The sequence below is a fragment of the Comamonas sp. lk genome (assembly GCF_900564145.1).
In the GTDB taxonomy this organism is placed as follows: Bacteria; Pseudomonadota; Gammaproteobacteria; order Burkholderiales; family Burkholderiaceae_C; genus Comamonas.
Genome location: NZ_UOOB01000001.1, coordinates 1,398,092 through 1,420,774 on the forward strand (window position 1 = coordinate 1,398,092; position 22,683 = coordinate 1,420,774).

24 protein-coding genes and 1 tRNA gene are annotated in these 22,683 nt (G+C 59.3%); 23 read left to right on the forward strand and 2 right to left on the reverse strand.

Going from position 1 to position 22,683, the window contains the following annotated elements; all coding sequences use genetic code 11:
- Positions 1–32: 32 nt before the first annotated feature.
- The 18 genes from secG (at position 33) to EAO39_RS06310 (ending at position 16,093) form a co-directional block, all read left to right on the forward strand.
- On the forward strand, positions 33–428 hold the full coding sequence (secG, locus tag EAO39_RS06225) for a preprotein translocase subunit SecG (RefSeq protein WP_120966639.1): 396 nt from the start codon (positions 33–35) through the stop codon (positions 426–428).
- 121 nt (positions 429–549) lie between these two features.
- Positions 550–634: transfer RNA gene (locus tag EAO39_RS06230), tRNA-Leu, on the forward strand.
- 75 nt (positions 635–709) lie between these two features.
- Entirely contained in the window at positions 710–1,069 is a 360-nt protein-coding gene (locus tag EAO39_RS06235) for an NADH-quinone oxidoreductase subunit A (RefSeq protein ID WP_120966640.1), read from the forward strand.
- Positions 1,070–1,091: 22 nt separating this feature from the next.
- The gene (locus EAO39_RS06240; protein ID WP_027016838.1) at positions 1,092–1,571 is read left to right on the forward strand and encodes an NADH-quinone oxidoreductase subunit B; all 480 of its coding nucleotides are present in this window, start codon (positions 1,092–1,094) and stop codon (positions 1,569–1,571) included.
- Positions 1,572–1,580: 9 nt separating this feature from the next.
- Positions 1,581–2,192 carry an NADH-quinone oxidoreductase subunit C gene (locus EAO39_RS06245; RefSeq protein ID WP_120966641.1) on the forward strand — a complete coding sequence of 204 codons (612 nt, stop codon included), beginning with the start codon at positions 1,581–1,583 and terminating at the stop codon, positions 2,190–2,192.
- A 29-nt stretch (positions 2,193–2,221) separates the two neighbouring features.
- A complete protein-coding gene (locus EAO39_RS06250) occupies positions 2,222–3,475 on the forward strand; it encodes an NADH-quinone oxidoreductase subunit D (protein ID WP_120966642.1) in 1,254 nt (417 codons plus the stop codon).
- Positions 3,472–3,963 (forward strand): NADH-quinone oxidoreductase subunit NuoE, encoded by a 492-nt coding sequence (nuoE, locus tag EAO39_RS06255; protein WP_120966643.1) that lies wholly within the window; start codon positions 3,472–3,474, stop codon positions 3,961–3,963. The genes EAO39_RS06250 and nuoE overlap by 4 nt, the downstream gene beginning before the upstream one ends.
- Positions 3,960–5,324: an NADH-quinone oxidoreductase subunit NuoF gene (gene nuoF / locus EAO39_RS06260; RefSeq protein ID WP_120966644.1), complete on the forward strand. Its 1,365-nt coding sequence runs from the start codon at positions 3,960–3,962 to the stop codon at positions 5,322–5,324. Before nuoE ends, nuoF begins: the two co-directional genes overlap by 4 nt.
- 23 nt (positions 5,325–5,347) lie before the next feature.
- Positions 5,348–7,468: an NADH-quinone oxidoreductase subunit NuoG gene (gene nuoG, locus EAO39_RS06265; protein ID WP_120966645.1), complete on the forward strand. Its 2,121-nt coding sequence runs from the start codon at positions 5,348–5,350 to the stop codon at positions 7,466–7,468.
- Positions 7,465–8,541: an NADH-quinone oxidoreductase subunit NuoH gene (gene nuoH / locus EAO39_RS06270; RefSeq protein WP_120966646.1), complete on the forward strand. Its 1,077-nt coding sequence runs from the start codon at positions 7,465–7,467 to the stop codon at positions 8,539–8,541. The genes nuoG and nuoH overlap by 4 nt, the downstream gene beginning before the upstream one ends.
- 11 nt (positions 8,542–8,552) lie before the next feature.
- Positions 8,553–9,062: an NADH-quinone oxidoreductase subunit NuoI gene (nuoI, locus tag EAO39_RS06275; protein WP_120966647.1), complete on the forward strand. Its 510-nt coding sequence runs from the start codon at positions 8,553–8,555 to the stop codon at positions 9,060–9,062.
- A gap of 34 nt (positions 9,063–9,096) precedes the next feature.
- A complete protein-coding gene (locus tag EAO39_RS06280; RefSeq protein WP_120966648.1) occupies positions 9,097–9,771 on the forward strand; it encodes an NADH-quinone oxidoreductase subunit J in 675 nt (224 codons plus the stop codon).
- Positions 9,768–10,076 (forward strand): NADH-quinone oxidoreductase subunit NuoK, encoded by a 309-nt coding sequence (gene nuoK, locus EAO39_RS06285; RefSeq protein WP_120966649.1) that lies wholly within the window; start codon positions 9,768–9,770, stop codon positions 10,074–10,076. Before EAO39_RS06280 ends, nuoK begins: the two co-directional genes overlap by 4 nt.
- A 29-nt stretch (positions 10,077–10,105) precedes the next feature.
- The gene (gene nuoL / locus EAO39_RS06290) at positions 10,106–12,145 is read left to right on the forward strand and encodes an NADH-quinone oxidoreductase subunit L (RefSeq protein WP_205589354.1); all 2,040 of its coding nucleotides are present in this window, start codon (positions 10,106–10,108) and stop codon (positions 12,143–12,145) included.
- 16 nt (positions 12,146–12,161) lie between these two features.
- Complete coding sequence (locus EAO39_RS06295) at positions 12,162–13,637, forward strand: NADH-quinone oxidoreductase subunit M (protein ID WP_120966650.1); 1,476 nt, start codon at positions 12,162–12,164, stop codon at positions 13,635–13,637.
- Positions 13,638–13,661: 24 nt separating this feature from the next.
- On the forward strand, positions 13,662–15,155 hold the full coding sequence (gene nuoN, locus EAO39_RS06300) for an NADH-quinone oxidoreductase subunit NuoN (RefSeq protein WP_120966651.1): 1,494 nt from the start codon (positions 13,662–13,664) through the stop codon (positions 15,153–15,155).
- A gap of 55 nt (positions 15,156–15,210) precedes the next feature.
- Entirely contained in the window at positions 15,211–15,516 is a 306-nt protein-coding gene (locus EAO39_RS06305; protein ID WP_120966652.1) for a DUF2818 family protein, read from the forward strand.
- 55 nt (positions 15,517–15,571) lie between these two features.
- Positions 15,572–16,093: a DUF1178 family protein gene (locus EAO39_RS06310; RefSeq protein ID WP_120966653.1), complete on the forward strand. Its 522-nt coding sequence runs from the start codon at positions 15,572–15,574 to the stop codon at positions 16,091–16,093.
- A 23-nt stretch (positions 16,094–16,116) separates the two neighbouring features.
- Here EAO39_RS06310 and EAO39_RS06315 read toward each other — a convergent pair whose 3' ends face one another.
- Positions 16,117–16,359, reverse strand: coding sequence for a hypothetical protein (locus tag EAO39_RS06315; protein WP_162989486.1), 243 nt, complete (start codon positions 16,357–16,359; stop codon positions 16,117–16,119).
- A 374-nt stretch (positions 16,360–16,733) separates the two neighbouring features.
- Between EAO39_RS06315 and EAO39_RS06320 the strand changes: the two genes are divergently transcribed.
- The 5 genes from EAO39_RS06320 (at position 16,734) to EAO39_RS06340 (ending at position 21,524) form a co-directional block, all read left to right on the forward strand.
- Positions 16,734–17,504 (forward strand): ABC transporter ATP-binding protein, encoded by a 771-nt coding sequence (locus tag EAO39_RS06320; protein ID WP_120966655.1) that lies wholly within the window; start codon positions 16,734–16,736, stop codon positions 17,502–17,504.
- Between the two features lie 100 nt (positions 17,505–17,604).
- A complete protein-coding gene (locus tag EAO39_RS06325) occupies positions 17,605–18,324 on the forward strand; it encodes an ABC transporter ATP-binding protein (protein ID WP_120966656.1) in 720 nt (239 codons plus the stop codon).
- 43 nt (positions 18,325–18,367) lie between these two features.
- Positions 18,368–19,564: an ABC transporter substrate-binding protein gene (locus tag EAO39_RS06330; protein ID WP_120966657.1), complete on the forward strand. Its 1,197-nt coding sequence runs from the start codon at positions 18,368–18,370 to the stop codon at positions 19,562–19,564.
- A 70-nt stretch (positions 19,565–19,634) separates the two neighbouring features.
- On the forward strand, positions 19,635–20,519 hold the full coding sequence (locus EAO39_RS06335) for a branched-chain amino acid ABC transporter permease (RefSeq protein ID WP_120966658.1): 885 nt from the start codon (positions 19,635–19,637) through the stop codon (positions 20,517–20,519).
- A gap of 12 nt (positions 20,520–20,531) precedes the next feature.
- Entirely contained in the window at positions 20,532–21,524 is a 993-nt protein-coding gene (locus tag EAO39_RS06340; protein ID WP_120966659.1) for a branched-chain amino acid ABC transporter permease, read from the forward strand.
- Between the two features lie 53 nt (positions 21,525–21,577).
- On the opposite strand, the gene EAO39_RS06345 is transcribed toward EAO39_RS06340, so the two are convergent.
- Entirely contained in the window at positions 21,578–22,678 is a 1,101-nt protein-coding gene (locus tag EAO39_RS06345) for a carotenoid 1,2-hydratase (RefSeq protein ID WP_240467077.1), read from the reverse strand.
- Positions 22,679–22,683 lie beyond the last annotated feature (5 nt).

Here is a 22,683-nt window from a genome sequence, read left to right on the forward strand (position 1 = left end):
CGCAGCAGAGCAAACAATTAGCAGGTTTATATATGAACGTCTCATTCTTATCCAACGTGATTCTCGCGGTCCAGATGCTGGCCGCGTTGGCCATGATCGGCCTGATCCTCATTCAGCACGGCAAGGGCGCCGACATGGGCGCCTCGTTTGGTAGCGGCAGCTCCGGCAGCCTCTTCGGCGCATCGGGCAGTGCCAACTTCCTGTCGCGTACCACAGCGGCTCTGGCCACCGTGTTCTTCATCACCACCCTGGCTCTGGCCTATCTGGGCAATAACCGTCCCGTCAGCTCCGGCAGCGTGCTGGAGAATGTGCCTGTCACCGCGCCTGCAGCACCCGCTGCACCTGCGGCCATTCCTGATGCATCCGTGCCAGCTCCCGTGGCTCCTGCAGCCGGCACAGAAGGTGCAGCGCAAACTCCTGCGAAATAATTTGATGAAAACTTGAAGAACTCCTAAAAGCAGGGGTTTTTCAAGCTAGAATCTAGGGATTGTCTGGGGATCAAAATCTTTGCAACGAAGGTTTCCGAGGTTGCCGGACAATTGAGACGAAGCCGTCGTGGTGGAATTGGTAGACACGCTATCTTGAGGGGGTAGTGGCGAAAGCTGTGCGAGTTCGAGTCTCGCCGACGGCACCAACACATAACTAAAAGCCTGCCCTGCTGATCAGGCGGTGATCGGTGAGGCATGTCTTTAATACAAGGCCCACACTGATGAACATCGATCAGTACCTTCCCGTTCTCTTGTTCATTCTTATTGGCATCGCTGTGGGTGTAGTGCCCCTGGTGCTCGGTTACGTTCTCGGTCCCAATCGTCCCGATGCGGCCAAGAACTCTCCCTATGAATGCGGTTTTGAGGCGTTTGAAGATGCGCGCATGAAATTTGACGTGCGCTACTACCTCGTCGCCATCCTGTTTATCCTGTTCGATTTGGAAATCGCATTTCTGCTGCCTTGGGCCGTCGCGCTCAAGGACGTGGGTGGAGCAGGATTCGTTGCTGTTCTCATCTTCCTGGCCGTTCTGGTCGTGGGCTTTGCCTACGAGTGGAAAAAAGGTGCCCTGGATTGGGAATGAGCGGCTACTCTAAGGAAACACGATGATCGAAGGCGTGATGAAGGAAGGCTTTGTCACCACCAGCTATGACGCGGTGGTGAACTGGGCCAAAACAGGGTCGATCTGGCCCATGACATTTGGTCTGGCTTGCTGTGCTGTGGAAATGATGCACGCAGCGGCTGCGCGTTATGACATCGGTCGCTTCGGCTCCGAAGTGTTCCGTGCCAGCCCCCGCCACTCGGACTTGATGATTGTGGCCGGTACCTTGTGCAACAAGATGGCTCCGGCCATGCGCAAGGTGTACGACCAGATGTCGGAACCCCGTTGGGTGATTTCCATGGGCTCTTGCGCCAATGGTGGTGGCTACTATCACTATAGCTACTCCGTGGTGCGCGGTTGCGACCGCATTGTCCCGGTGGATGTTTATGTGCCAGGCTGTCCTCCGACTGCAGAAGCGTTGATCTACGGGATCATCCAGCTGCAGCAGAAGATCCGCCGCACTCACACCATTGCTCGCGTTTAAAGGGTTGAGATGACTGCAATTGCAATTCACCCCGAAAAGCTGCGGGATGTGGTGACTTCGGCGTTGGGCGACAAGGTACGTAACGTGACCTTGGCCCTGGGCGAAGTGACGGTGGAAGTGTCGGCCGACCAGTATGTCGAAGTCATGCAGATCCTGCGCAATGCAGAAGGCTGCAAGTTCGAGATGCTGATGGACCTGTGCGGTGTGGACTACTCCACCTATGCCGAAGTGGGCAAGGAAGGCCCGCGTTTTGCCGTGGTGTCGCACCTGATGTCTCTGACCTTGAACCAGCGCCTGCGTGTGCGCGTGTTCTGCGCGGATGACGATTTCCCCGTGGTCGCTTCGATCAACGACATCTGGAATGCCGCCGGCTGGTTCGAGCGCGAAGCCTTCGATCTGTTCGGCATCGTGTTCGATGGCCACGACGATCTGCGCCGCATCCTGACCGACTATGGCTTTATCGGCCACCCTTTCCGCAAAGACTTCCCCATCTCGGGCTATGTGGAAATGCGTTACGACGCCGAGCAGCAACGTGTGGTGTACCAGCCCGTCACGATCGAGCCGCGAGAAATCACTCCGCGCATCATCCGTGAAGACAATTACGGCGGAGGCCTGCACTAAAGGCGCGCGTCGCCTTCTGACGGAAGACCATGGCTGAAATCAAGAACTATTCCCTGAACTTTGGTCCGCAGCACCCGGCAGCGCACGGTGTGCTGCGTCTGGTGCTGGAGCTCGACGGTGAGGTGGTGCAGCGTGCTGACCCCCACATCGGCCTGCTGCACCGCGGCACCGAGAAACTGGCCGAGACCAAGACCTATATCCAGTCGCTGCCCTATATGGACCGCCTGGACTATGTGTCCATGATGTGCAACGAGCACGCCTACTGTCTGGCCATTGAAAAGCTGCTGGGCCTGGAAGTGCCCGTGCGCGCCCAGTACATCCGCGTGATGTTCTCGGAAATCACCCGCATCATGAATCACCTGATGTGGCTGGGTTCCTCGGGCAACGATGCCGGCAGCTCCACCATCCTGATCTATACCTTCCGTGAGCGCGAAGCGCTGATGGACATGTATGAGGCAGTCTCCGGTGCGCGCATGCACGCGGCATATTTCCGACCAGGCGGCGTGTACCGCGACCTGCCGGACACCATGCCCCAGTACAAGGCCAACAAGCTGCACAATGCGCGGGCCCTGGAACAGATGAATGAAGACCGCCAGGGATCGCTGCTGGACTTCATCGAAGCCTTTACCCAGCGCTTCCCCAAGTGCGCGGACGAATACGAAACCCTGCTGACCGACAACCGTATCTGGAAACAGCGCAACGTCGATATCGGCGTGGTGACTCCGGAGCGTGCCATCAACTGGGGTATGACCGGCCCGATGTTGCGCGGCTCCGGCGTGGCCTGGGATCTGCGCAAGACGCAGCCCTACGATGTCTATGACAAGATGGACTTCGATGTGCCCGTGGGCGCGACCGGCGACTGCTATGACCGCTACCTGGTTCGCGTGGCTGAAATGCGCGAATCCAACAAGATCATCAAGCAGTGCGTGGATTGGTTGCGTGTCAATCCCGGCCCGGTGATTACGGACAATCACAAGGTGGCTCCTCCGCATCGCGAAGCCATGAAGTCCAACATGGAAGAGCTGATCCACCACTTCAAGCTCTTTACCGAAGGCTTCGCGGTTCCCGAAGGCGAGGCCTATGCCGCCGTCGAGCACCCCAAGGGTGAGTTTGGTATTTATTTGATCAGCGATGGAGCCAACAAGCCCTATCGCCTGAAGATTCGTCCACCAGGATTCGTGCACATGGCCGCTCTCGATGAAATGAGCCGCGGTCACATGCTGGCTGACGCCGTGATGGTGCTCAGTACCTTGGACATCGTGTTTGGAGACGTTGACCGATGATTACCGCAGCGACCAGAGAACGCTTTGCGCGTGAGGTGGCCAAGTATCCGGCTGAACAGAAACAGTCTGCCGTCATGGCCTGCCTGTCCATCGTGCAGCAGGAGCAGGGCTGGGTAAGCCAGGAGAGCGAGGCTGTGATTGCCGAGGTCCTGGGCATGCCCGAAATCGCCGTGCGCGAAGTGACCACCTTCTACAACATGTACAACCAGCAACCCGTTGGCAAGTACAAGCTCAATGTGTGCACCAACCTGCCTTGCCAGCTGCGTGACGGCTACAAGGCACTGCACCACCTGGAGCACAAGCTGGGCATCAAGATGGGCGAGACCACCAAAGATGGTCTGTTCACGCTGCAGCAGTCCGAGTGCCTGGGTGCCTGCGCTGATTCGCCCGTGATGCTGGTCAACGACCGTTGCATGTGCAGCTTCATGAGCAATGACAAGCTGGACGAGCTGGTGGACGGCCTGCGTGCAGCGGAGGGCAAGGCATGAGCACGATCCTGAACAATCCTGCTGCCAATGCCGTGCTGGCCAAGTTCGCCTCCACAGGCAATGAAACCTGCTTTCATGATCGCCACATCGATCCGCAAATCTATGCGGATCTGAACGGCAGCAACTGGTCCATCAAGGACTACGAAGCGCGTGGCGGCTATGTCGCTCTGCGCAAGCTGCTGGGCAAGGATGGCGGCGAAGGTCTGACGCAAGATCAGGTCATTGCCACCATGAAGGAATCCGGTCTGCGTGGCCGCGGCGGTGCCGGTTTTCCCACGGGCCTGAAGTGGAGCTTCATGCCCCGCCAGTTCCCCGGCCAAAAGCACCTGGTGTGCAACTCGGACGAGGGCGAGCCCGGTACCTGCAAGGACCGCGACATCCTGATGTTCAACCCCCATATCGTCATCGAAGGCATGATCATTGCCGCGTATGCGATGGGTATCAGCATCGGCTACAACTACATCCACGGCGAAATCTTCGAGGTCTACGACCGCTTTGAAGCCGCTCTGGAAGAAGCCCGTGCCGCCGGTTTCCTGGGTGACAACATCATGGGCAGCAGCTTCAGCTTTCAGCTGCATGCTCACCATGGCTTCGGCGCCTATATCTGCGGCGAAGAAACCGCGCTGCTGGAATCGCTGGAAGGCAAGAAGGGTCAGCCCCGCTTCAAGCCACCGTTCCCGGCCAGCTTCGGTCTGTACGGCAAGCCCACGACCATCAACAACACCGAAACCTTTGCGGCCGTTCCCTGGATCATCCGCAACGGCGGCCAGGCTTACCTGGAATGCGGCAAGCCCAACAACGGCGGCACCAAGATTTTCTCGGTCAGCGGCGATGTGAACCTGCCCGGCAACTACGAAGTTCCCATGGGCACGCCTTTCAGCAAGCTGCTGGAACTGGCGGGCGGTGTGCGCACCGGCCGCAAGCTCAAGGCCGTGATCCCTGGCGGCTCTTCGTCGCCGGTGCTGCCTGCGGACGTCATCATGGAATGCACGATGGACTATGACTCCATCTCCAAGGCAGGCTCCATGCTGGGTTCCGGCGCCGTGATCGTGATGGACGATTCGCGTGACATGGTCGAGAGCCTGTTGCGCCTGTCGTACTTCTATTCCCACGAGTCCTGCGGCCAATGCACGCCTTGCCGAGAAGGCACGGGCTGGCTGTGGCGCGTGGTCAATCGTATTCAGCACGGCGAAGGCCGTCCGGAAGATATCGAGCTGTTGGACTCGGTGTCCGTGAACATCATGGGGCGCACCATCTGTGCGCTGGGCGATGCGGCAGCCATGCCGGTGCGCGCCATGATCAAGCACTTCCGCCACGAGTTTGAAGCGAAGATCCAGAACGCTTCCAAGCAGGCCGCGTAAGCGCCTGATCGCGAGACAAGCATATGGTTGAAATTGAACTGGACGGAAAAAAGGTAGAGGTCCTGGAAGGCAGCATGGTCATGCATGCTGCCGAGAAGGCCGGCACCTATATTCCTCACTTCTGCTACCACAAGAAGCTCTCCATTGCGGCTAACTGCCGCATGTGCCTTGTGGATGTTGAAAAGGCTCCCAAGCCCATGCCCGCCTGCGCCACGCCCGTGACGCAAGGCATGATCGTGCGCACCAAGAGCGAAAAGGCCATCAAGGCCCAACAGTCGGTGATGGAGTTTTTGCTCATCAATCACCCGCTCGACTGCCCCATCTGCGACCAGGGCGGCGAATGCCAGCTCCAGGATCTGGCAGTTGGCTACGGCAGCAGCAGCTCGCGCTACGAAGAAGAAAAGCGCGTGGTGCCTGTAAAGGACGTTGGTCCGCTGATTTCCATGCAGGAAATGAGCCGCTGCATCCATTGCACCCGTTGTGTGCGCTTCGGCCAGGAAATGGCCGGCGTCATGGAACTGGGCATGATTCACCGCGGTGAACACTCCGAGATCACCACGGTGGTGGGCGATACGGTGGATTCCGAGCTGTCGGGCAATATGATCGACATCTGCCCGGTGGGCGCGTTGACCAGCAAGCCTTTCCGCTACAGCGCCCGTACCTGGGAACTGTCGCGCCGCAAGTCGGTGTCGCCCCACGATTCCACAGGTTCCAACCTGATCGTGCAGGTCAAGAACCACAAGGTCATGCGCGTTGTTCCTTTCGAGAACGACGACGTCAATGAATGCTGGATTGCCGACCGCGACCGTTTCTCCTACGAAGCGCTCAACAGCGACGAACGCCTGACTCAGCCCATGCTCAAGCAGGGCGGTGAGTGGAAGCCAGTCGACTGGCAAACCGCGCTGGAATACGTGGCCAACGGTCTGCAGCAAATCAAGAACGACCATGGCGCAAACGCCATCGGCGCTCTGGTGAGCCCGCACAGCACGTTGGAAGAACTGTTCCTGGCCGGCAAGCTGGTGCGTGGCCTGGGTAGCGAGAACATCGACTACCGTCTGCGCAATGCCGAGTTCACGGCCGCCAAGGGCGTGCAGTGGCTGGGTCTGCCCATCACGGCATTGAGCAATTTGCAGTCCGCGCTGATCGTGGGCTCCAACCTGCGCAAGGATCACCCGCTGTTTGCACAGCGTATTCGCCAGGCAGCCAAGAAGGGCTGTGCGGTGTTTGCTATCAATGAGAGAGTGTATGACTGGGCTTTGCCCGTCGCCGCCTCCGTGGTCGCAGCCGCCGACTGGACCCAGGCTCTGGCCGATGTGGCCGCTGCCGTGGCCGAAGCCAAGGGTGTGAATTCGCCAGTGGCAGGTCAGGCACACGCAGAAGCACAAGCCATTGCGGCTTCGCTGCTCAAGGGCGAGCAAAAGGCCGTGTTGCTGGGCAATGCCGCTGCGCACCATGCCCAGGCATCTGCACTGCTGGCCCTGGCCAACTGGATTGCCGAGCAAACCGGTGCCAGCGTGGGTTACCTGACCGAAGCCGCCAACACCGTGGGCGCGCAATGGGTCAAGGCAACTCCCGGTACCAACGGCCAGAGCGCGGGCCAGATGCTGGCTGGCGGTCTGAAGGCTGCCATCTTGCTGAACACCGAACCCCAGTTCGACAGCGCTGCCGGCAAGGCCGCCGTTGCAGGTCTGAACAAGGCCCAGATGGTGGTGACCCTGAGCCCGTTCAAGGCCAATATGGAATTCAGCGATGTGCTGTTGCCCATTGCGCCGTTCACCGAAACCTCGGGCAGCTTCGTTAATGCCGACGGTCGCGTCCAGAGCTTCCACGCCGTGGTCAAGCCTCTGGCCGATACCCGTCCCGCATGGAAGGTGCTGCGCGTGCTCTCCAATCTGATGGGCGTGTCCGGCGTGGATTTCGAGACTTCGCAAGACGTGCTGGCTGTTGCCACCGCCGGTGCCAACCAGGTGCCCGCAACGGCGCTGAACAATGCCACGGCTGCCGCCGTGACCGTGACTGCCGCCGGCAACTTGCCAGCTCCCGTGGTCGCAAGCATTTACCAGCTCGACAGCATCGTGCGCCGCGCTACATCGCTGCAGTTGACGGCCGACGCCCGTTTGGCTCATGAGGGAGGCGCCGCATGATCGACGCATTGAAAGCCTGGGGTGCCGGCCTGTCCACCGCCCCGTTCTGGACCGATGCGGCCTGGCCCGTCATCTGGATTTTGCTGGGTATCGTGGCCATCGTGGCTCCGTTGCTGGGTGCCGTGGCCTATCTGACGCTGTGGGAGCGCAAGCTCCTGGGCTTCATGCAGATTCGCCTGGGTCCCAACCGCGTGGGCCCCATGGGTCTGCTGCAGCCTCTGGCCGACGGCCTGAAGCTGCTGACCAAGGAATTGATCCAGCCCACACGCGCTGCCAAGGGCCTGTTCTACGTTGGCCCCGTCATGGCCATCATGCCGGCCCTGGCCGCATGGGTGGTGGTTCCCTTTGCTCCTGATGTGGCACTGTCCAACGTGAACGCAGGTCTGCTGCTGATGATGGCCATCACTTCGATTGAAGTCTATGGCGTGATCATTGCCGGCTGGGCCTCGAACTCCAAGTACGCCTTCTTGGGCGCGCTGCGTGCTTCGGCACAGATGGTGAGCTACGAAATCGCTCTGGGCTTCTGTTTCCTGGTCGTCATCATGGTGACCGGCAGCATGAACCTGACGCAGATCGTGCTGAGCCAGGGCCAAGGCCAGTTCGCCGCCATGGGCGTGAGCTTCCTGTCCTGGAACTGGCTGCCTTTGCTGCCCATTTTTGTGGTCTACCTGATCTCGGTCGTTGCCGAAACCAACCGTCACCCGTTTGACGTGGTGGAAGGCGAAGCCGAAATCGTGGCTGGTCACATGGTGGAGTACTCGGGCATGGGCTTCGCAGTCTTCTTCCTGGCCGAATACGCCAGCATGTGGCTGGTGTCCGTCCTGGCCGTGATCTTGTTCCTGGGCGGCTGGTTGCCTCCGGTGGACTTCCTGGGCTTTATCCCAGGCTGGATCTGGCTGGCGATCAAGACCTTCCTGGTCGTGTCCTGCTTCATCTGGATTCGCGCCACCTTCCCGCGCTTCCGTTATGACCAGATCATGCGTCTGGGCTGGAAGATCTTCATTCCAGTCACTCTGGTGTGGTTGGTTGTTGTGGGTGCTTGGCTGTACTCGCCTTGGAACATCTGGAAATAAGCGGGGTACACATGTCTGCAGTCGCTGCAACTCCATTCTCAATCAAAGATTTCTTCAAGAGCTTCATGCTCTGGGAACTGGCCAAGGGCATGGCCCTAACCGGCCGCTACACCTTCCGTCGCAAGATCACGGTGCAGTTCCCCGAAGAAAAGACTCCTCAGTCGCCGCGCTTTCGTGGCCTGCATGCTCTGCGCCGTTATGACAACGGCGAAGAGCGCTGCATTGCCTGCAAGCTGTGCGAAGCCGTGTGCCCTGCCATGGCGATCACCATCGAGTCCGATGTGCGTGATGACGGCTCGCGCCGTACCACGCGCTACGACATCGATTTGACCAAGTGCATCTTCTGCGGCTTCTGCGAAGAAAGCTGCCCGGTGGATTCCATCGTCGAGACGCACATCTTTGAATATCACGGCGAAAAGCGCGGTGACCTCTACTTCACCAAGGACATGCTCCTGGCAGTGGGTGACCGTTATGAAGCCGAGATCGCTGCCAACAAGGCAGCAGATGCCAAGTACCGCTGAAGCGGCTCCTTGATCACTTGAAAAGATTCGATCCATGGACGCCAAAACTGGTTTTTTCTATCTGTTCTCGGTTGTGCTGCTGTTTGCAGCCTTCCGCGTGATCACGGCGCGCAACCCTGTGCACGCCGTGCTCAATCTGATTCTGGCCTTCTCGCAAGCTGCGGCCATCTGGCTGCTGCTCAAGGCTGAATTCCTCGGCATTGCCCTGGTACTGGTGTACCTGGGTGCCGTGATGGTGCTGTTCCTCTTTGTGGTGATGATGCTGGACATTCGTGTCGACACATTGCGCAAGAGCTTCTGGAAGCACTTCCCCTTTGCAGCCCTGATCGGCGCACTGATTGCCTTTGAAATGGGCATGGTGCTGATGGGCGGCTTTGGCGATGTGGAAGACGCCAAAAACGTCATGGCCGGTTCGGTCAATGCTGCCGGCCAGGCCGTGCAGTATTCGAACACCCATGAACTGGGCAAGCTGCTGTATACGGAGTATCTGTACCCCGTGGAAATTGCTGCCGTGATCCTGCTGGTGGCCATGATTGCCGCCATCGCCCTGACGCTGCGCAAGCGCAAGGACAGCAAGGCCGTCAACCCAGCACAGCAGATTCGTGTACGTGCGCAAGACCGCATCAAGCTGGTCAAGCAATCGGTCACTCAGCCTGCACAACAACCTGCCGCCGAAGCTTCGGCGCCAGCAGTGGAGACAAAAGCATGACGCTTACTCTGGGCCACTTTCTGACGTTGGGCGCGATGCTGTTCGCGATCGCCGTTGTTGGCATTTTTCTGAACCGCAAGAACCTGATCGTCTTGCTCATGGCCATCGAGCTGATGCTCCTGGCCGTGAACACGAACTTCGTCGCGTTTTCCAGTTATCTGGGCGACATGCATGGACAGGTATTCGTGTTCTTCATCCTGACGGTGGCTGCTGCGGAATCGGCTATCGGTCTGGCGATCTTGGTGCTGCTGTTCCGTAACAAGAGCAGTATCGATGCGGAAGACCTCAACTCCCTCAAGGGTTGAGTCCGCCGTTATTTGCAAGGTTCTCAAGAATGAGTCAAACCCTTTCCGCATCCCTGCTGCTCGCGGTGCCATTGGCGCCGCTGGTGGGCTCCGCGCTAGCGGGTATCTGGGGCACAGCCTTCGGCGGCAACAAGATTGGTCGCGCCGGCAGCAGCTCTCTTACCATTTTTGGCGTGCTCGCGGCCTTCATCCTGTCGGCCCTCACGTTCAAGAGCGTTGTCTTTGACGGCGCCAGTTTCAACGAGACCATCTACACCTGGATGGTCGTCGGCGGCCTGAAGATGGAGGTCGGTTTCCTGATCGATTCCATCACGGTCATGATGATGTGCGTGGTGACCTTTGTGTCGCTGATGGTTCACATCTACACCATGGGCTACATGGAAGAAGACGAGGGCTACAACCGCTTCTTCTCCTATATCTCGCTGTTCACCTTCTCCATGTTGATGCTCGTCATGAGCAACAACCTGCTGCAGCTGTTCTTCGGCTGGGAAGCCGTGGGCCTGGTGTCCTACCTGCTGATCGGCTTCTACTACAAGAAGGAATCGGCCATCTTCGCCAACATGAAGGCCTTCCTGGTCAACCGTGTCGGTGACTTCGGCTTCATTCTGGGTATTGGCTTGATCGCTGCCTACACCGGCACGCTGAACTACTCTGAAATCTTTGCCAAGCTGCCCGAGATTCAGAACACTCAGCTGCCTGGTACGGGCTGGCTGCTGGTGACGGTGACGGCCATCTGCCTGTTCATCGGTGCCATGGGCAAATCGGCCCAGTTCCCGCTGCACGCGTGGCTGCCTGACTCCATGGAAGGCCCGACACCTATCTCCGCGCTGATTCACGCGGCGACCATGGTGACGGCCGGTATCTTCATGGTCTCGCGCATGTCGCCTCTGTACGAACTGTCGGATGTGGCCTTGAACTTCATTTTGGTGATCGGCTCCATCACAGCCCTGTTCATGGGTATCCTGGGCATCATCCAGAACGACATCAAGCGCGTGATTGCGTACTCCACGCTGTCACAGCTGGGTTATATGACCATCGCTCTGGGCGTGTCGGCCTACTCGGTTTCCGTGTTCCACCTGATGACCCACGCCTTCTTCAAGGCGCTGCTGTTCCTCGGAGCCGGCTCGGTCATCATGGGCATGCACCACAACCAGGACATCCGCTGGATGGGCGGCGTGCGCAAGTACATGCCCATTACCTGGATCACCTTCCTGCTGGGCAACCTGGCGCTGATCGGTACACCGTTCTTCTCCGGTTTCTACTCCAAGGACGCCATCATCGAAGCGGTGCACGCTTCCAACCTGCCTGCAGCTGGCTTTGCCAACTTCGCGGTGCTGGCTGGTGTGTTCATCACGGCCTTCTATTCGTTCCGCCTGTACTTCATCGTGTTCCACGGTAAAGAGCGCTACGACCAGAATCCCGATGCTCACCATGATGATCATCACGCCCACGACGACCACCACGGCCATGGCCACGATGCCAAGCCGCATGAGTCGCCTCTGGTGGTGACCGGTCCTCTGATGCTGCTGGCCATTCCTTCGGTGGTGATCGGTGCGATTGCGCTGATGCCCATGCTGTTTGGCGACTTCTTCAAGGGCGTGATCTACGTGGACGGTGCCAAGCACGGTGCCATGGCAGAACTGGCCGAGAAAATTCACGGCTGGTTGCCCATGGCGCTGCACGGCTTCACGGCCGCGCCGTTCTGGCTGGCTCTGGCTGGTGTGGTGGTGTCCTATGTGTTCTACATGGTCAAGCCCGAAATTCCTGCTGCCATCATGGCCTTCTCCAAGAAGATCGGCCTGTACCAGATGCTGGAAGGCAAGTACGGCGTGGACTGGGTCTACGAAAACATCTTCGCTCGCGGTGCACGTGGCACGGGTACCGTCTTCTGGAAGGTGGGCGATCAGGCCATCATCGACGGCGCCGTGGTCAACGGTTCCTGGAAGCTCATGGCCAAGCTGGGTCAATGGGTGCGTGGCCTGCAAACAGGCTATCTCTATCACTACGCGTTGGTCATGCTGCTGGGTATCTTTGCCCTCATGACGTACTTCGTGTGGCTCAACAAGTAGTAGAGGAATAACAAAAATGGGTTTGTTGAGTCTTTCAATCTGGGTGCCAATTGCATTTGGCGCCCTCCTGCTGGCCATGGGCCGCGAAGGGCAGGTCAATGCTGTGCGTTGGCTGGCCCTGATCGGTGCCTTGGTCGGCCTGGCGGTGACGATTCCGGTGGTTACCGGTTTCGACACCACGACAGCTGCCATGCAGTTTGTCGAAAAAGCGCTCTGGATCGAGCGCTTCAATATCCACTACCACCTGGGCGTGGACGGCATCTCGATGTGGTTTGTGCCGCTGACGGCCTTCATCACGGTCATTGTGGTGATTGCCTCCTGGCAGAACATCACCGAGCGCGTGAACCAGTACATGGCCGCCTTCCTGATCCTTTCGGGTCTGATGATCGGCGTGTTCAGCGCACTGGACGGCATGCTGTTCTATGTGTTCTTTGAAGCCACCCTGATTCCGATGTATCTGATCATCGGTATCTGGGGCGGTCCGAACAAGATCTACGCCGCCTTCAAGTTCTTCCTGTATACCTTGATGGGCTCGCTGCTCACCCTGGTGGCCCTGATTTACCTGTACACCCAGTCGGGCGGCAGCTTCGAGATTCTGGACTGGCACAAGCTGCCGCTGTCCAGTACCGCACAGACGCTGATCTTCTTCGCCTTCTTCGCTGCTTTTGCGGTGAAGGTGCCCATGTTCCCCGTGCACACCTGGTTGCCAGACGTTCACGTGGAAGCGCCTACCGGTGGTTCCGCCGTGCTGGCCGCCATCATGCTCAAGCTCGGTGCCTACGGTTTCCTGCGCTTTTCGCTGCCTATCGCTCCTGATGCTTCGCACCAGTGGTCCGGCCTGATGATCACGCTGTCGCTGATTGCCGTGATCTATGTGGGCGTGGTGGCTCTGGTGCAGCGCGACATGAAGAAGCTGGTGGCTTACTCGTCGGTGGCGCACATGGGCTTTGTGACCCTGGGCTTTTTCATGTTCAACAGCCTCGGCATCGCCGGCGGTCTGGTGCAGATGATTGCCCACGGCTTTGTGTCCGGCGCCATGTTCCTGTGCATCGGCGTGCTGTACGACCGCGTTCACTCGCGTGAAATCGCCTCTTACGGCGGTGTGGTCAACACCATGCCCAAGTTCGCTGCCTTTGCCCTGCTGTTTGCCATGGCCAACTGCGGTCTGCCTGCAACGGCCGGCTTCGTGGGTGAGTGGATGGTGATTCTGGGTGCCGTGCAGTACAACTTCTGGATCGGCCTGGGCTCTGCCACGGCGCTGATCTTCGGTGCTGCATACACGCTGTGGATGTACAAGCGCGTGTACCTGGGTCCCGTGGCCAATGACCACGTGAAGGAACTCAAGGACATCAACTGCCGCGAATTCCTGGTACTGGGCGTGCTGGCCGTCGCCGTGATGGTCATGGGCCTGTATCCCAAGCCGTTCACCGATGTGATGGATGTGTCCGTGGCCGAGCTGATCAAGCATGTGGCTATCAGCAAGCTCAACTGACCAGACTGAAACGAGAGACTCGAGATGATTGACAACATCAGCTGGCTGGCGATTTACCCGGAGATTGTTCTCCTGGTGATGGCCTGCGTCATCGCCTTGGTGGACCTGGGCGTGACAAGCGCCCGCCGCACAGGCACCTATGTTCTGACCATGCTCACCTTGCTCGTCGTAGCAGTGATGCAGGGTATGTATGCCTCTAGCGGCAACACCTTCTACGGCTGGGGCAACATGGTTGTCTCGGACGCCATGGGCAACTGGCTCAAGTGCTTTGCCACAGTGGCCATGATGGTCACCATGGTCTACGGTCGCCCCTATGCGGCTGAACGCGACATGCTCCGCGGCGGTGAGTTCTTCACCCTGTCCATGCTGTCGCTGCTGGGCATGTTCATCATGATCGGTGGCAACAACTTCCTGGTCATCTACCTGGGCCTGGAACTGCTGACGCTGTCCAGCTATGCGCTGGTGGCTTTGCGCCGCGATCACACCGGTGCGGTGGAAGCGGCCATGAAGTACTTCGTGCTCGGCGCCATGGCTTCTGGTTTCCTGCTGTACGGCATGTCCATGCTCTACGGTGCTACCGGTTCGCTGGATATCGGCCAGGTCTTCAAGGCCATCAACTCCGGTGAAATCAAGCACCAGGTGCTGGTTTTCGGTCTGGTCTTCATCGTGGCCGGTCTGGCCTTCAAGCTCGGCGCCGTGCCTTTCCACATGTGGGTGCCTGACGTTTACCAGGGCGCTCCAACGGCCATTACCGCTCTGATCGGTGGCGCTCCCAAACTGGCGGCCTTTGCCATGATCATCCGCCTGCTGGTGGATGGCTTGCTGCCGCTGGCCATCGACTGGCAGCAGATGCTGATGGTGCTGGCCGTGTGCTCGCTGCTCATCGGTAACCTGGCCGGTCTGCAGCAGACCAACCTCAAGCGCATGCTGGCCTACTCGACCATCTCGCAAATGGGCTTTGTGCTGCTGGGCCTGATGTCGGGCGTGGTGGACGGCAAGGTGGATCCCGCGACCGTGGAAAACGCCTACAGCTCGGCCATGTTCTACATCGTCACCTATGTGCTGACGGCTCTGGCCGCGTTCGGTGTGGTCTTGCTGCTGGCCCGTGAAGGCTTTGAAAGCGAAGAGATCTCCGATCTGGCTGGTCTGAACCAGCGCAGCCCGCTGTATGCCGGCGTGATGGCGATCTGCCTGTTCTCCATGGCTGGTATCCCTCCGCTGGTGGGCTTCTACGCCAAGCTGTCCGTGCTGCAAGCGCTGATTTCTTCGGGAAGCACGCTGCACATCGGTCTGGCCGTGTTTGCCGTGATCATGTCGCTGATTGGCGCTTTCTATTACCTGCGCGTCGTCAAGGTCATGTACTTTGATGCTCCAATCACAGCCACCAGCGTGTCCGCACCTCTGGATGTGCGCGTGGTTCTGACCATCAACGGTGCGCTGGTGCTGTTGCTCGGCATCTTGCCGGGCGGCCTCATGGCCTTGTGCGCCGACGCCATCGTGCGTGCCCTGGCCTCCTGATGACAAAAGGGGAGAGGCTTGTCGCCACTCCCCTTATTTGTAGGAATGCCTTAGCGTGTCTATCACCGCTTCTATCTGGCTTGTGATCTTGGCTGCCCTTGTGGCAGCCAATTTGCCTTTTATCAACCAGCGTTTGGCCATTGCGGGTCCGGTGATGGCCGGCCGCAAACCCATGTGGGTGCGCCTGATCGAGATGCTGGTGCTGTATTTGCTGGTGGGCGGCCTGGGCTATCTGCTCGAGCGCCGTGCAGGCCAGGTCTCGCCACAGGGCTGGGAGTTCTATGCCATTACCGGCACCCTGTTTCTGACGCTGGCTTTCCCAGGCTTCGTCTATCGTTATCTGGTACATCGCCGGGATTGATCGTATTGAGGGCGCATGATGGCGCAGTGTTTCCGTCTGCGCTCAAGAGAATCTCATGAAAGTGCTTGATCTTCATTGCTCTGCGGGCCATGTGTTCGAAGGCTGGTTCGGCTCGGAAGACGACTTCCAGAGCCAGCTGGCACGCAAGCTTGTGCAGTGCCCCAGCTGCGGGGACAGCCATATAGTCAAGCGCCTCAGCGCTCCGCGCCTGAATCTGGGTGCGCAGCAGCCCCCACCGGCTGCGCCGGTCACCGAGCGGCATCCTGCGCAGCCCTCGGCATCTCCGGTTCCGGCCAAGTCTCCAGCCCCCGAGCTCACGGCGCAGGCGCGCGAGCAGCTCCATGCCATGCATTCCGCCTGGGTGCAGTGGTCGCGCAAGGTGGCCGAGAACACCGAGGACGTGGGCAAGAATTTCGCGCAGGAAGCCCGTCGCATGCATTACGGCGAAACCGACGAGCGCGCCATTCGCGGCCAGACCAGCCCCGAGCAGGCCATGGAGCTGATGGAAGAGGGTATTGGCGTGATGCCGTTGGCCTTGCCCGAAACCGGCGAAGGCGGCAGCGGCACCTTGCAGTAAGACAGACTGCTGTGGCTCAGCCCTCAAGCCACAGTCTTTGCTCCCTCTGTTTTGATAGCTGCTTGTGCTTTTCTATCAAGCACTTTGACTATCAAAGCATTCGAAATGGCGACAATCCATGCGCCAACCACTACAAAAATAAGAGTGCAAAACTCTTGTTTGTCGCTTAATCCATTTAGGGCGACAAAGCTCAAGCATATTTGCCAGCGCCAGGCTAGTAACTGAGCAGCAGACAGGGGAATCATCGGGCTAAGGGTTTTCGGCATCAGGGTCGCATGCAGAAAGATCACAGTCGTGGCTGTTTCTTACTTTTTATAATCAATTTTGATAGCTATACACGCAAGCTATTAGTCCGTTCGGACCATATCTGACTGCGCAGTCAGCACTGCTCGCGCGGCCGTAGCGACGCGCAAACTCTCGTTTTGTGAAGTTTTTGAATGTAAGTGTTTGCTGTTTCTGCATCCTCCGTATTTGTTGACTAGGCAGGGTAAACATGAGGCGCTACAGATAAGGAACCTGGGAGTTTCCCCCTGCGGCAGTGCAGCATCACGGCCCAAGATGCCAGGCAAGGGAAGGGAGTGCACACCTGATGCGCCCCGACATTTGTTTTGCAGCATCCAGGACGAACGGCCCAGCGCACATGAGCGACCTCATTCTTGAAACCCATCACCTCACCAAAGAGTTCAAGGGATTTACGGCCGTCAGCAAGGTCGATCTGGCCGTCAAGCGCGGCTCGATTCATGCCTTGATCGGTCCCAATGGGGCGGGCAAAACCACTTGCTTCAATCTGCTGACCAAGTTTCTGGAACCGACCTCGGGCTCCATCCGCTTCAACGGTGTGGATATCACCCGGGAAGCGCCAGCACAGATTGCGCGGCGCGGCGTGATTCGCTCCTTTCAGATTTCGGCCGTCTTTCCGCACAGCACCTTGCTGGAGAACGTGCGCATCGGCCTGCAGCGCCGCCTGGGCACGGCGTTTCATTTCTGGACCAGCGAGAAGACGCTTAACCAGCTCAACGACCGCGCCATGGAGTTGCTGGCTGAAGTGGGGCTGCAGGATCTGGCCGATGAGGTCACCGTCAATCTGCCCTACGGCCGCAAGCGTGCGCTGGAGATCGCCACCACCTTGGCCATGGAACCGGAGCTGATGCTGCTGGACGAGCCCACCCAGGGCATGGGTCACGAGGATGTGGATCGCGTGACCCAGCTGATCAAGAAGGTCTCTGCCGGCCGCACCATCTTGATGGTGGAGCACAACATGAAGGTCATCTCCACCATTGCCGACCGCATCACCGTGCTGCAGCGTGGCGCCGTGCTGGCCGAAGGCGCATATGAAGAGGTGTCCCGTAATCCGCAGGTGATGGAAGCCTATATGGGCACTACCGACGGTCAGTTGCAGGGGGCGCATTAATGCTTTCCCCTGAGCCGCTTTGCGGCCTCCCCCTGAGGGGGACGCCCGCCCCTTCCTCGCTGTCTCTTTGATGGTTTCGTGCGTGATTTGAGTGATACGAATGAATAAAACAAGTACAGCGGCGCTTGAAATTTCGGCTCTGAATGCCTGGTATGGCGAATCCCATGTGCTGCATGGCATGGACCTTGTGGTGCAGCCCGGCGAAGTCGTCACCCTGCTGGGCCGCAACGGCGCAGGGCGCACTTCCACGCTGCGCGCCATCATGGGTCTGACCGGCTCGCGCAAGGGCTCGATCAAGATCAATGGCGTGGAAACCATTCATCTGCCCACGCACAAGATTGCCCATCTGGGCGTGGGCTACTGCCCCGAGGAACGCGGCATCTTCGCCAGCCTTTCCTGTGAGGAAAACCTGCTGCTGCCACCGCCGCTCAAGACGGGTCAGCCAGGCATGAGCGTGGATGAGATCTATGCCATGTTCCCCAACCTCTACGAACGCCGCAACAGCCAGGGCACGCGCCTGTCGGGTGGCGAGCAGCAGATGCTGGCCGTGGCCCGCATCCTGCGCACGGGCGCACGTCTGCTGCTGCTCGATGAAATCTCCGAAGGCCTGGCGCCCGTCATCGTGCAGGCCCTGGCCCGCATGATCACCACGCTGCGCCAGAAGGGCTACACCGTGGTCATGGTGGAGCAGAACTTCCACTTTGCCGCACCGCTGGCCGACCGCTTTTATGTGGTGGAGCACGGCCATGTGGTGGAGCGCTTTGGCGCAGCCGAGCTGAAGGCAAAGATGCCGGTACTCAACGAATTGCTGGGCGTCTGATTTTTCCCATTCATAAACGCAGATTCCACCTTAGGAGACAGAGATGAAAGCAAAGTTGAGCGTTTTGTCGTGCATGTTGGTCGCGGCTGGTCTGGCCAGCCCCCTAGCCCAGGCCCAGGAAAAAGTGAAGATCGGTTTTGTGACCGACATGTCCAGCCTTTATGCGGATGTGGAAGGCAAGAACGGCGCGCTTGCCATGCAGATGGCGATTGACGATTTTGGCGGCAAGGTGCTGGGCCAGCCCATTGAGCTGATCTCCGCCGACCACCAGAACAAGGCCGATATCGCCGCCTCCAAGGTGCGCGAATGGATTGATACCCAGGGCATTTCGCTGGTCTTCAGCGGCACCAATTCCGGCACGGCGCTGGCCGTCTCGCAAGTGGCCAACGAGAAAAAGCGCGTGCACTTCAACAGCGGTGCCGGCTCTTCGGCACTGACCAACGAGCAATGCAATCCCTACACCGTTCACTACGCCTATGACACCGTGGCCCTGGCCAAGGGCACGGGCGGCGCCGTGGTGGATCGCGGTGGCAAGGACTGGTTCTTTCTGACGGCCGACTATGCCTTCGGTCAGGCGCTGGAGGCCGACACCACCAAGGTGATTCAGGCCAAGGGCGGCAAGGTGCTGGGCTCGGTCAAGCACCCGCTCAATGCCTCCGATTTCTCTTCCTTCCTGCTGCAGGCTCAGGCCTCCAAGGCGCACATCCTGGGTCTGGCCAATGCCGGTGGCGACACCATCAATGCCGTCAAGGCCGCCAAGGAATTCGGCATCAACAAGACCATGAAGACCGCCGGTCTGCTGGTGTTCCTGACCGACATTCACAGCCTGGGTCTGAAGAACACCGAAGGCCTGCTGCACACCACCAGCTGGTACTGGGACATGAATGACGAATCGCGCAAATTCGCCAACAAGTTCTTTGCCAAGACCAAGCGCATGCCCACCGATGTGCAGGCCGCAGACTACTCGGCCGTCATGAACTATCTGAAGGCCGTGGAAGCGGTCAAGACCACCAATGCCGACAAGGTGATGGCCCATCTCAAGAGCACACCCATCAACGACTTCTACGGCAAGGGCGTGATCCGTCCGGACGGCACGTTTGCCCACGATATGTATCTGGTCGAAGCCAAGAAGCCCAGCGAATCCACCAAGCCCTGGGACTACCTCAAGGTCTTGAACAAGCTGCCTGCAGACACGGTCTGGACGACCAAGGCCGAGACCAAGTGCGCGCTCTGGAAATAAGCATCCGCACACTGGTTTGAAGCTCTTCTGAAACCCACTAGCCCCCACTAGCACCACCAGCGTCTGTCCCATGGAAATCTTCGGTGTTTCATTGCCCGGCCTGATGAGCCAGCTCCTTTTAGGGCTGGTCAACGGTTCGTTTTACGCAATTCTGAGTCTGGGTCTGGCCGTGATTTTCGGCCTGCTCAACGTCATCAACTTTGCGCATGGCGCACTGTTCATGCTGGGCGCCATGATCACCTGGATGGCCATGAGCTATTTCCAGATCAACTACTGGGTGATGCTGATCCTGTCGCCGGTGCTGGTGGGGATTTTGGGGGTGCTGATAGAGCGCTTCTTGCTGCGCTGGATCTACAAGCTCGATCACCTCTACGGCCTGCTGCTCACGCTGGGGCTGTCGCTGCTGATCGAGGGTGTGTTCCGCTCCGTCTATGGTGTGTCCGGCCTGGGTTACGACACGCCTGAATTGCTGGAAGGCGCGACCAACCTGGGCTTTATGGTGCTGCCGAACTACCGCGCCTGGGTGGTGCTGGCATCCATCGTGGTCTGTGTTGCCACCTGGTTTGTGATCGAAAAAACCCGCATCGGCGCCTATCTGCGTGCCGGTACCGAAAACCCGCGCCTGGTGGAAGCCTTTGGTGTGAACGTGCCGGTCATGATCACCCTGACCTACGCCTTTGGTGCTGCGCTGGCCGCCTTTGCCGGCGTGCTGGCCGCGCCGGTCTACCAGGTCACGCCGCTGATGGGGCAAAACCTCATCATCGTGGTGTTTGCCGTGGTGGTGATCGGCGGCATGGGCTCCATCATGGGCGCCATCATTACCGGCCTGGGGCTGGGCGTGATCGAAGGGCTGACCAAGGTGTTCTGGCCCGAGGCATCTTCCACCGTCGTGTTCTTCATCATGGTCATCGTGTTGTTGATTCGCCCTGCAGGCTTGTTCGGTAAAGAAAAATAAGAGGGGCACAACATGAAATCCAAGACGCTTGTTCAACGCATTGCGCCCATTGGCTACGGCCTGCTGCTGCTGGGCCTGATTGCCGCGCCCTTCATGGGAGCCTATCCCGTGTTCGTGATGAAGCTCATGTGCTTTGCACTGTTTGCTTCGGCCTTCAATCTGCTGCTGGGCTACACGGGCCTGCTGTCCTTCGGCCACGCCGCTTTTCTCGGCGGTGCGGCCTATATTGCGGGCTACTCCATCAAGGCCTGGGGTGTGACACCCGAGATCGGCATGCTGCTGGGCACGGTTTTCGGCGGCCTGCTGGGTCTGGTCTTTGGCTGGCTGGCCATTCGCCGCCAGGGCATTTATTTCTCCATGATCACGCTGGCATTGGCACAGATGCTGTTCTTTGTCGCGCTGCAAGCCAAGTTCACCGGCGGTGAAGACGGCCTGCAAGGTGTGCCCCGCGGCAAGCTGTTCGGTCTGATTGATCTGAGCAGCGATCTGGTCATGTATTACGTGGCCCTGGCCGTGGTGACGGTTGCCTTTATGCTGATCGTGCGCACCATTCATTCGCCGTTTGGCCAGGTGCTCAAGGCCATCAAGGAAAACGAGCCGCGCGCCATTTCACTGGGCTATGACGTCAACCGCTTCAAGCTGCTGGCCTTTGTGATCTCGGCAGCTCTCACGGGTCTGGCCGGCTCGCTCAAGACCGTGGTGCTGGGCTTTGCCACCTTGTCCGATGTGCACTGGACCACCTCCGGTCACGTCATTCTGATGACGCTGATGGGCGGTCTGGGCACCTTGTCCGGCCCCATTCTGGGTTCGGCCGTGGTGGTGGCGCTGGAGAACAAGATTGGCGAGTTCGGCAGCTTCCTGGCGCGTCTGTCGGGCGTGGAATGGTTCGGCACTCTGGGCGAGTCCGTCACCATCGTCACCGGCCTGATCTTTGTGCTGTGCGTGCTGCTGTTCCGCAAGGGCATCATGGGCGAGCTGATTGCCTGGCTGGAAAAGAAAAAATAAGAGGGAGCTTGAAATGCCAATGGCCGCTGATAGCGGCCCTTGGTTTTTGCGTCTCAGAGCTTCATCGCATTGGCATAACCCGTCATCTCCAGATAGCCGCTGCCCACGAGCCGCTTGCTGCCGTCGGAGGCCACACGCTGCAGCTCGCACAAACCTTCCCAGTAGATGGCGCCGGTGCTGGCGCGGCTGTCCAGCTCCTGGTTGTCGACCCGTGCCTGAACCTCGTAGCGGCCGGCCGGTGTCTGCACGCTCCAGGCCACGGGGTAGCGGGTCTGGCTGTGCGGGCTGGTCCACCAGCGCAGCGGCTCAAACAGCACCTGATCGGCCGCAAAGATCTGGGCCTGGCTTTGATCTGCTGCACGAAACGATCCTCCGGCCCACAGGGCGCTGCCATTCTTGCGCCGCAGATGAAATGTGGTCAGCGCGCTCCCGTCGTCCAGATTCATGCCAATCCAGTCCCAGCCTTGCGCGTCCTGGTGCAGCAAGGCTTGGCTGCATTCATGATCGAGCCAGGCGCGGTTGCGCAAGTCGCTGCCGGCCTCCACGGCCAGACGCTTGCCGCCGACCACGATGGAGCCGCTGACCTTGAGCTGGGGCTGGCTGTAGTAATAGCTGGCTTGCCCTGCATCCGGCCCCTTGCTTGAAAGACCGGCCTTGCCTTGCAGCAGCACCGGCTGTGTACTCTCGAACTGAAGATCCAGCGTGAAATCCTTGGCCGCCAGATGCGCCTGGTAGCGGCTGCCCTGATCGGCGCTTTTGCCCGGCTGGGGTAGGCGTTGCAGGCGCCAGTCGTTTATATGCACCTGGGTATCGGCTTCACTGGCTCCGGCCAGCCCCAGACCGGCGCGGGCCATGCGCTGATCGTGCTGCAGTTTTTGGCCTTGTACATCGCACAGTGCGGCATGGGCAAAAATCAGCTGCTTTGCCGCCAGGGACGAGCGCAGCTCCTGCGTAGCGCTGACGCGCGAGCGAAAGAAGGTCAGCTGAAAGCCCCAGGGCTTGCCGCCGGCCTGGAGCTGGCCCGTGATGTACCACCATTCGGTTTGCAGCTCGGGGTGGCTGCCAAAGTCGCGCGGAAACTGCAGCGTCTTGATTGGCAGGCCCCAGGCGGGCGGCAGCAAAGTCAGGCCGCCTGCAGCCAGTCCGGCCTGCAGATAGC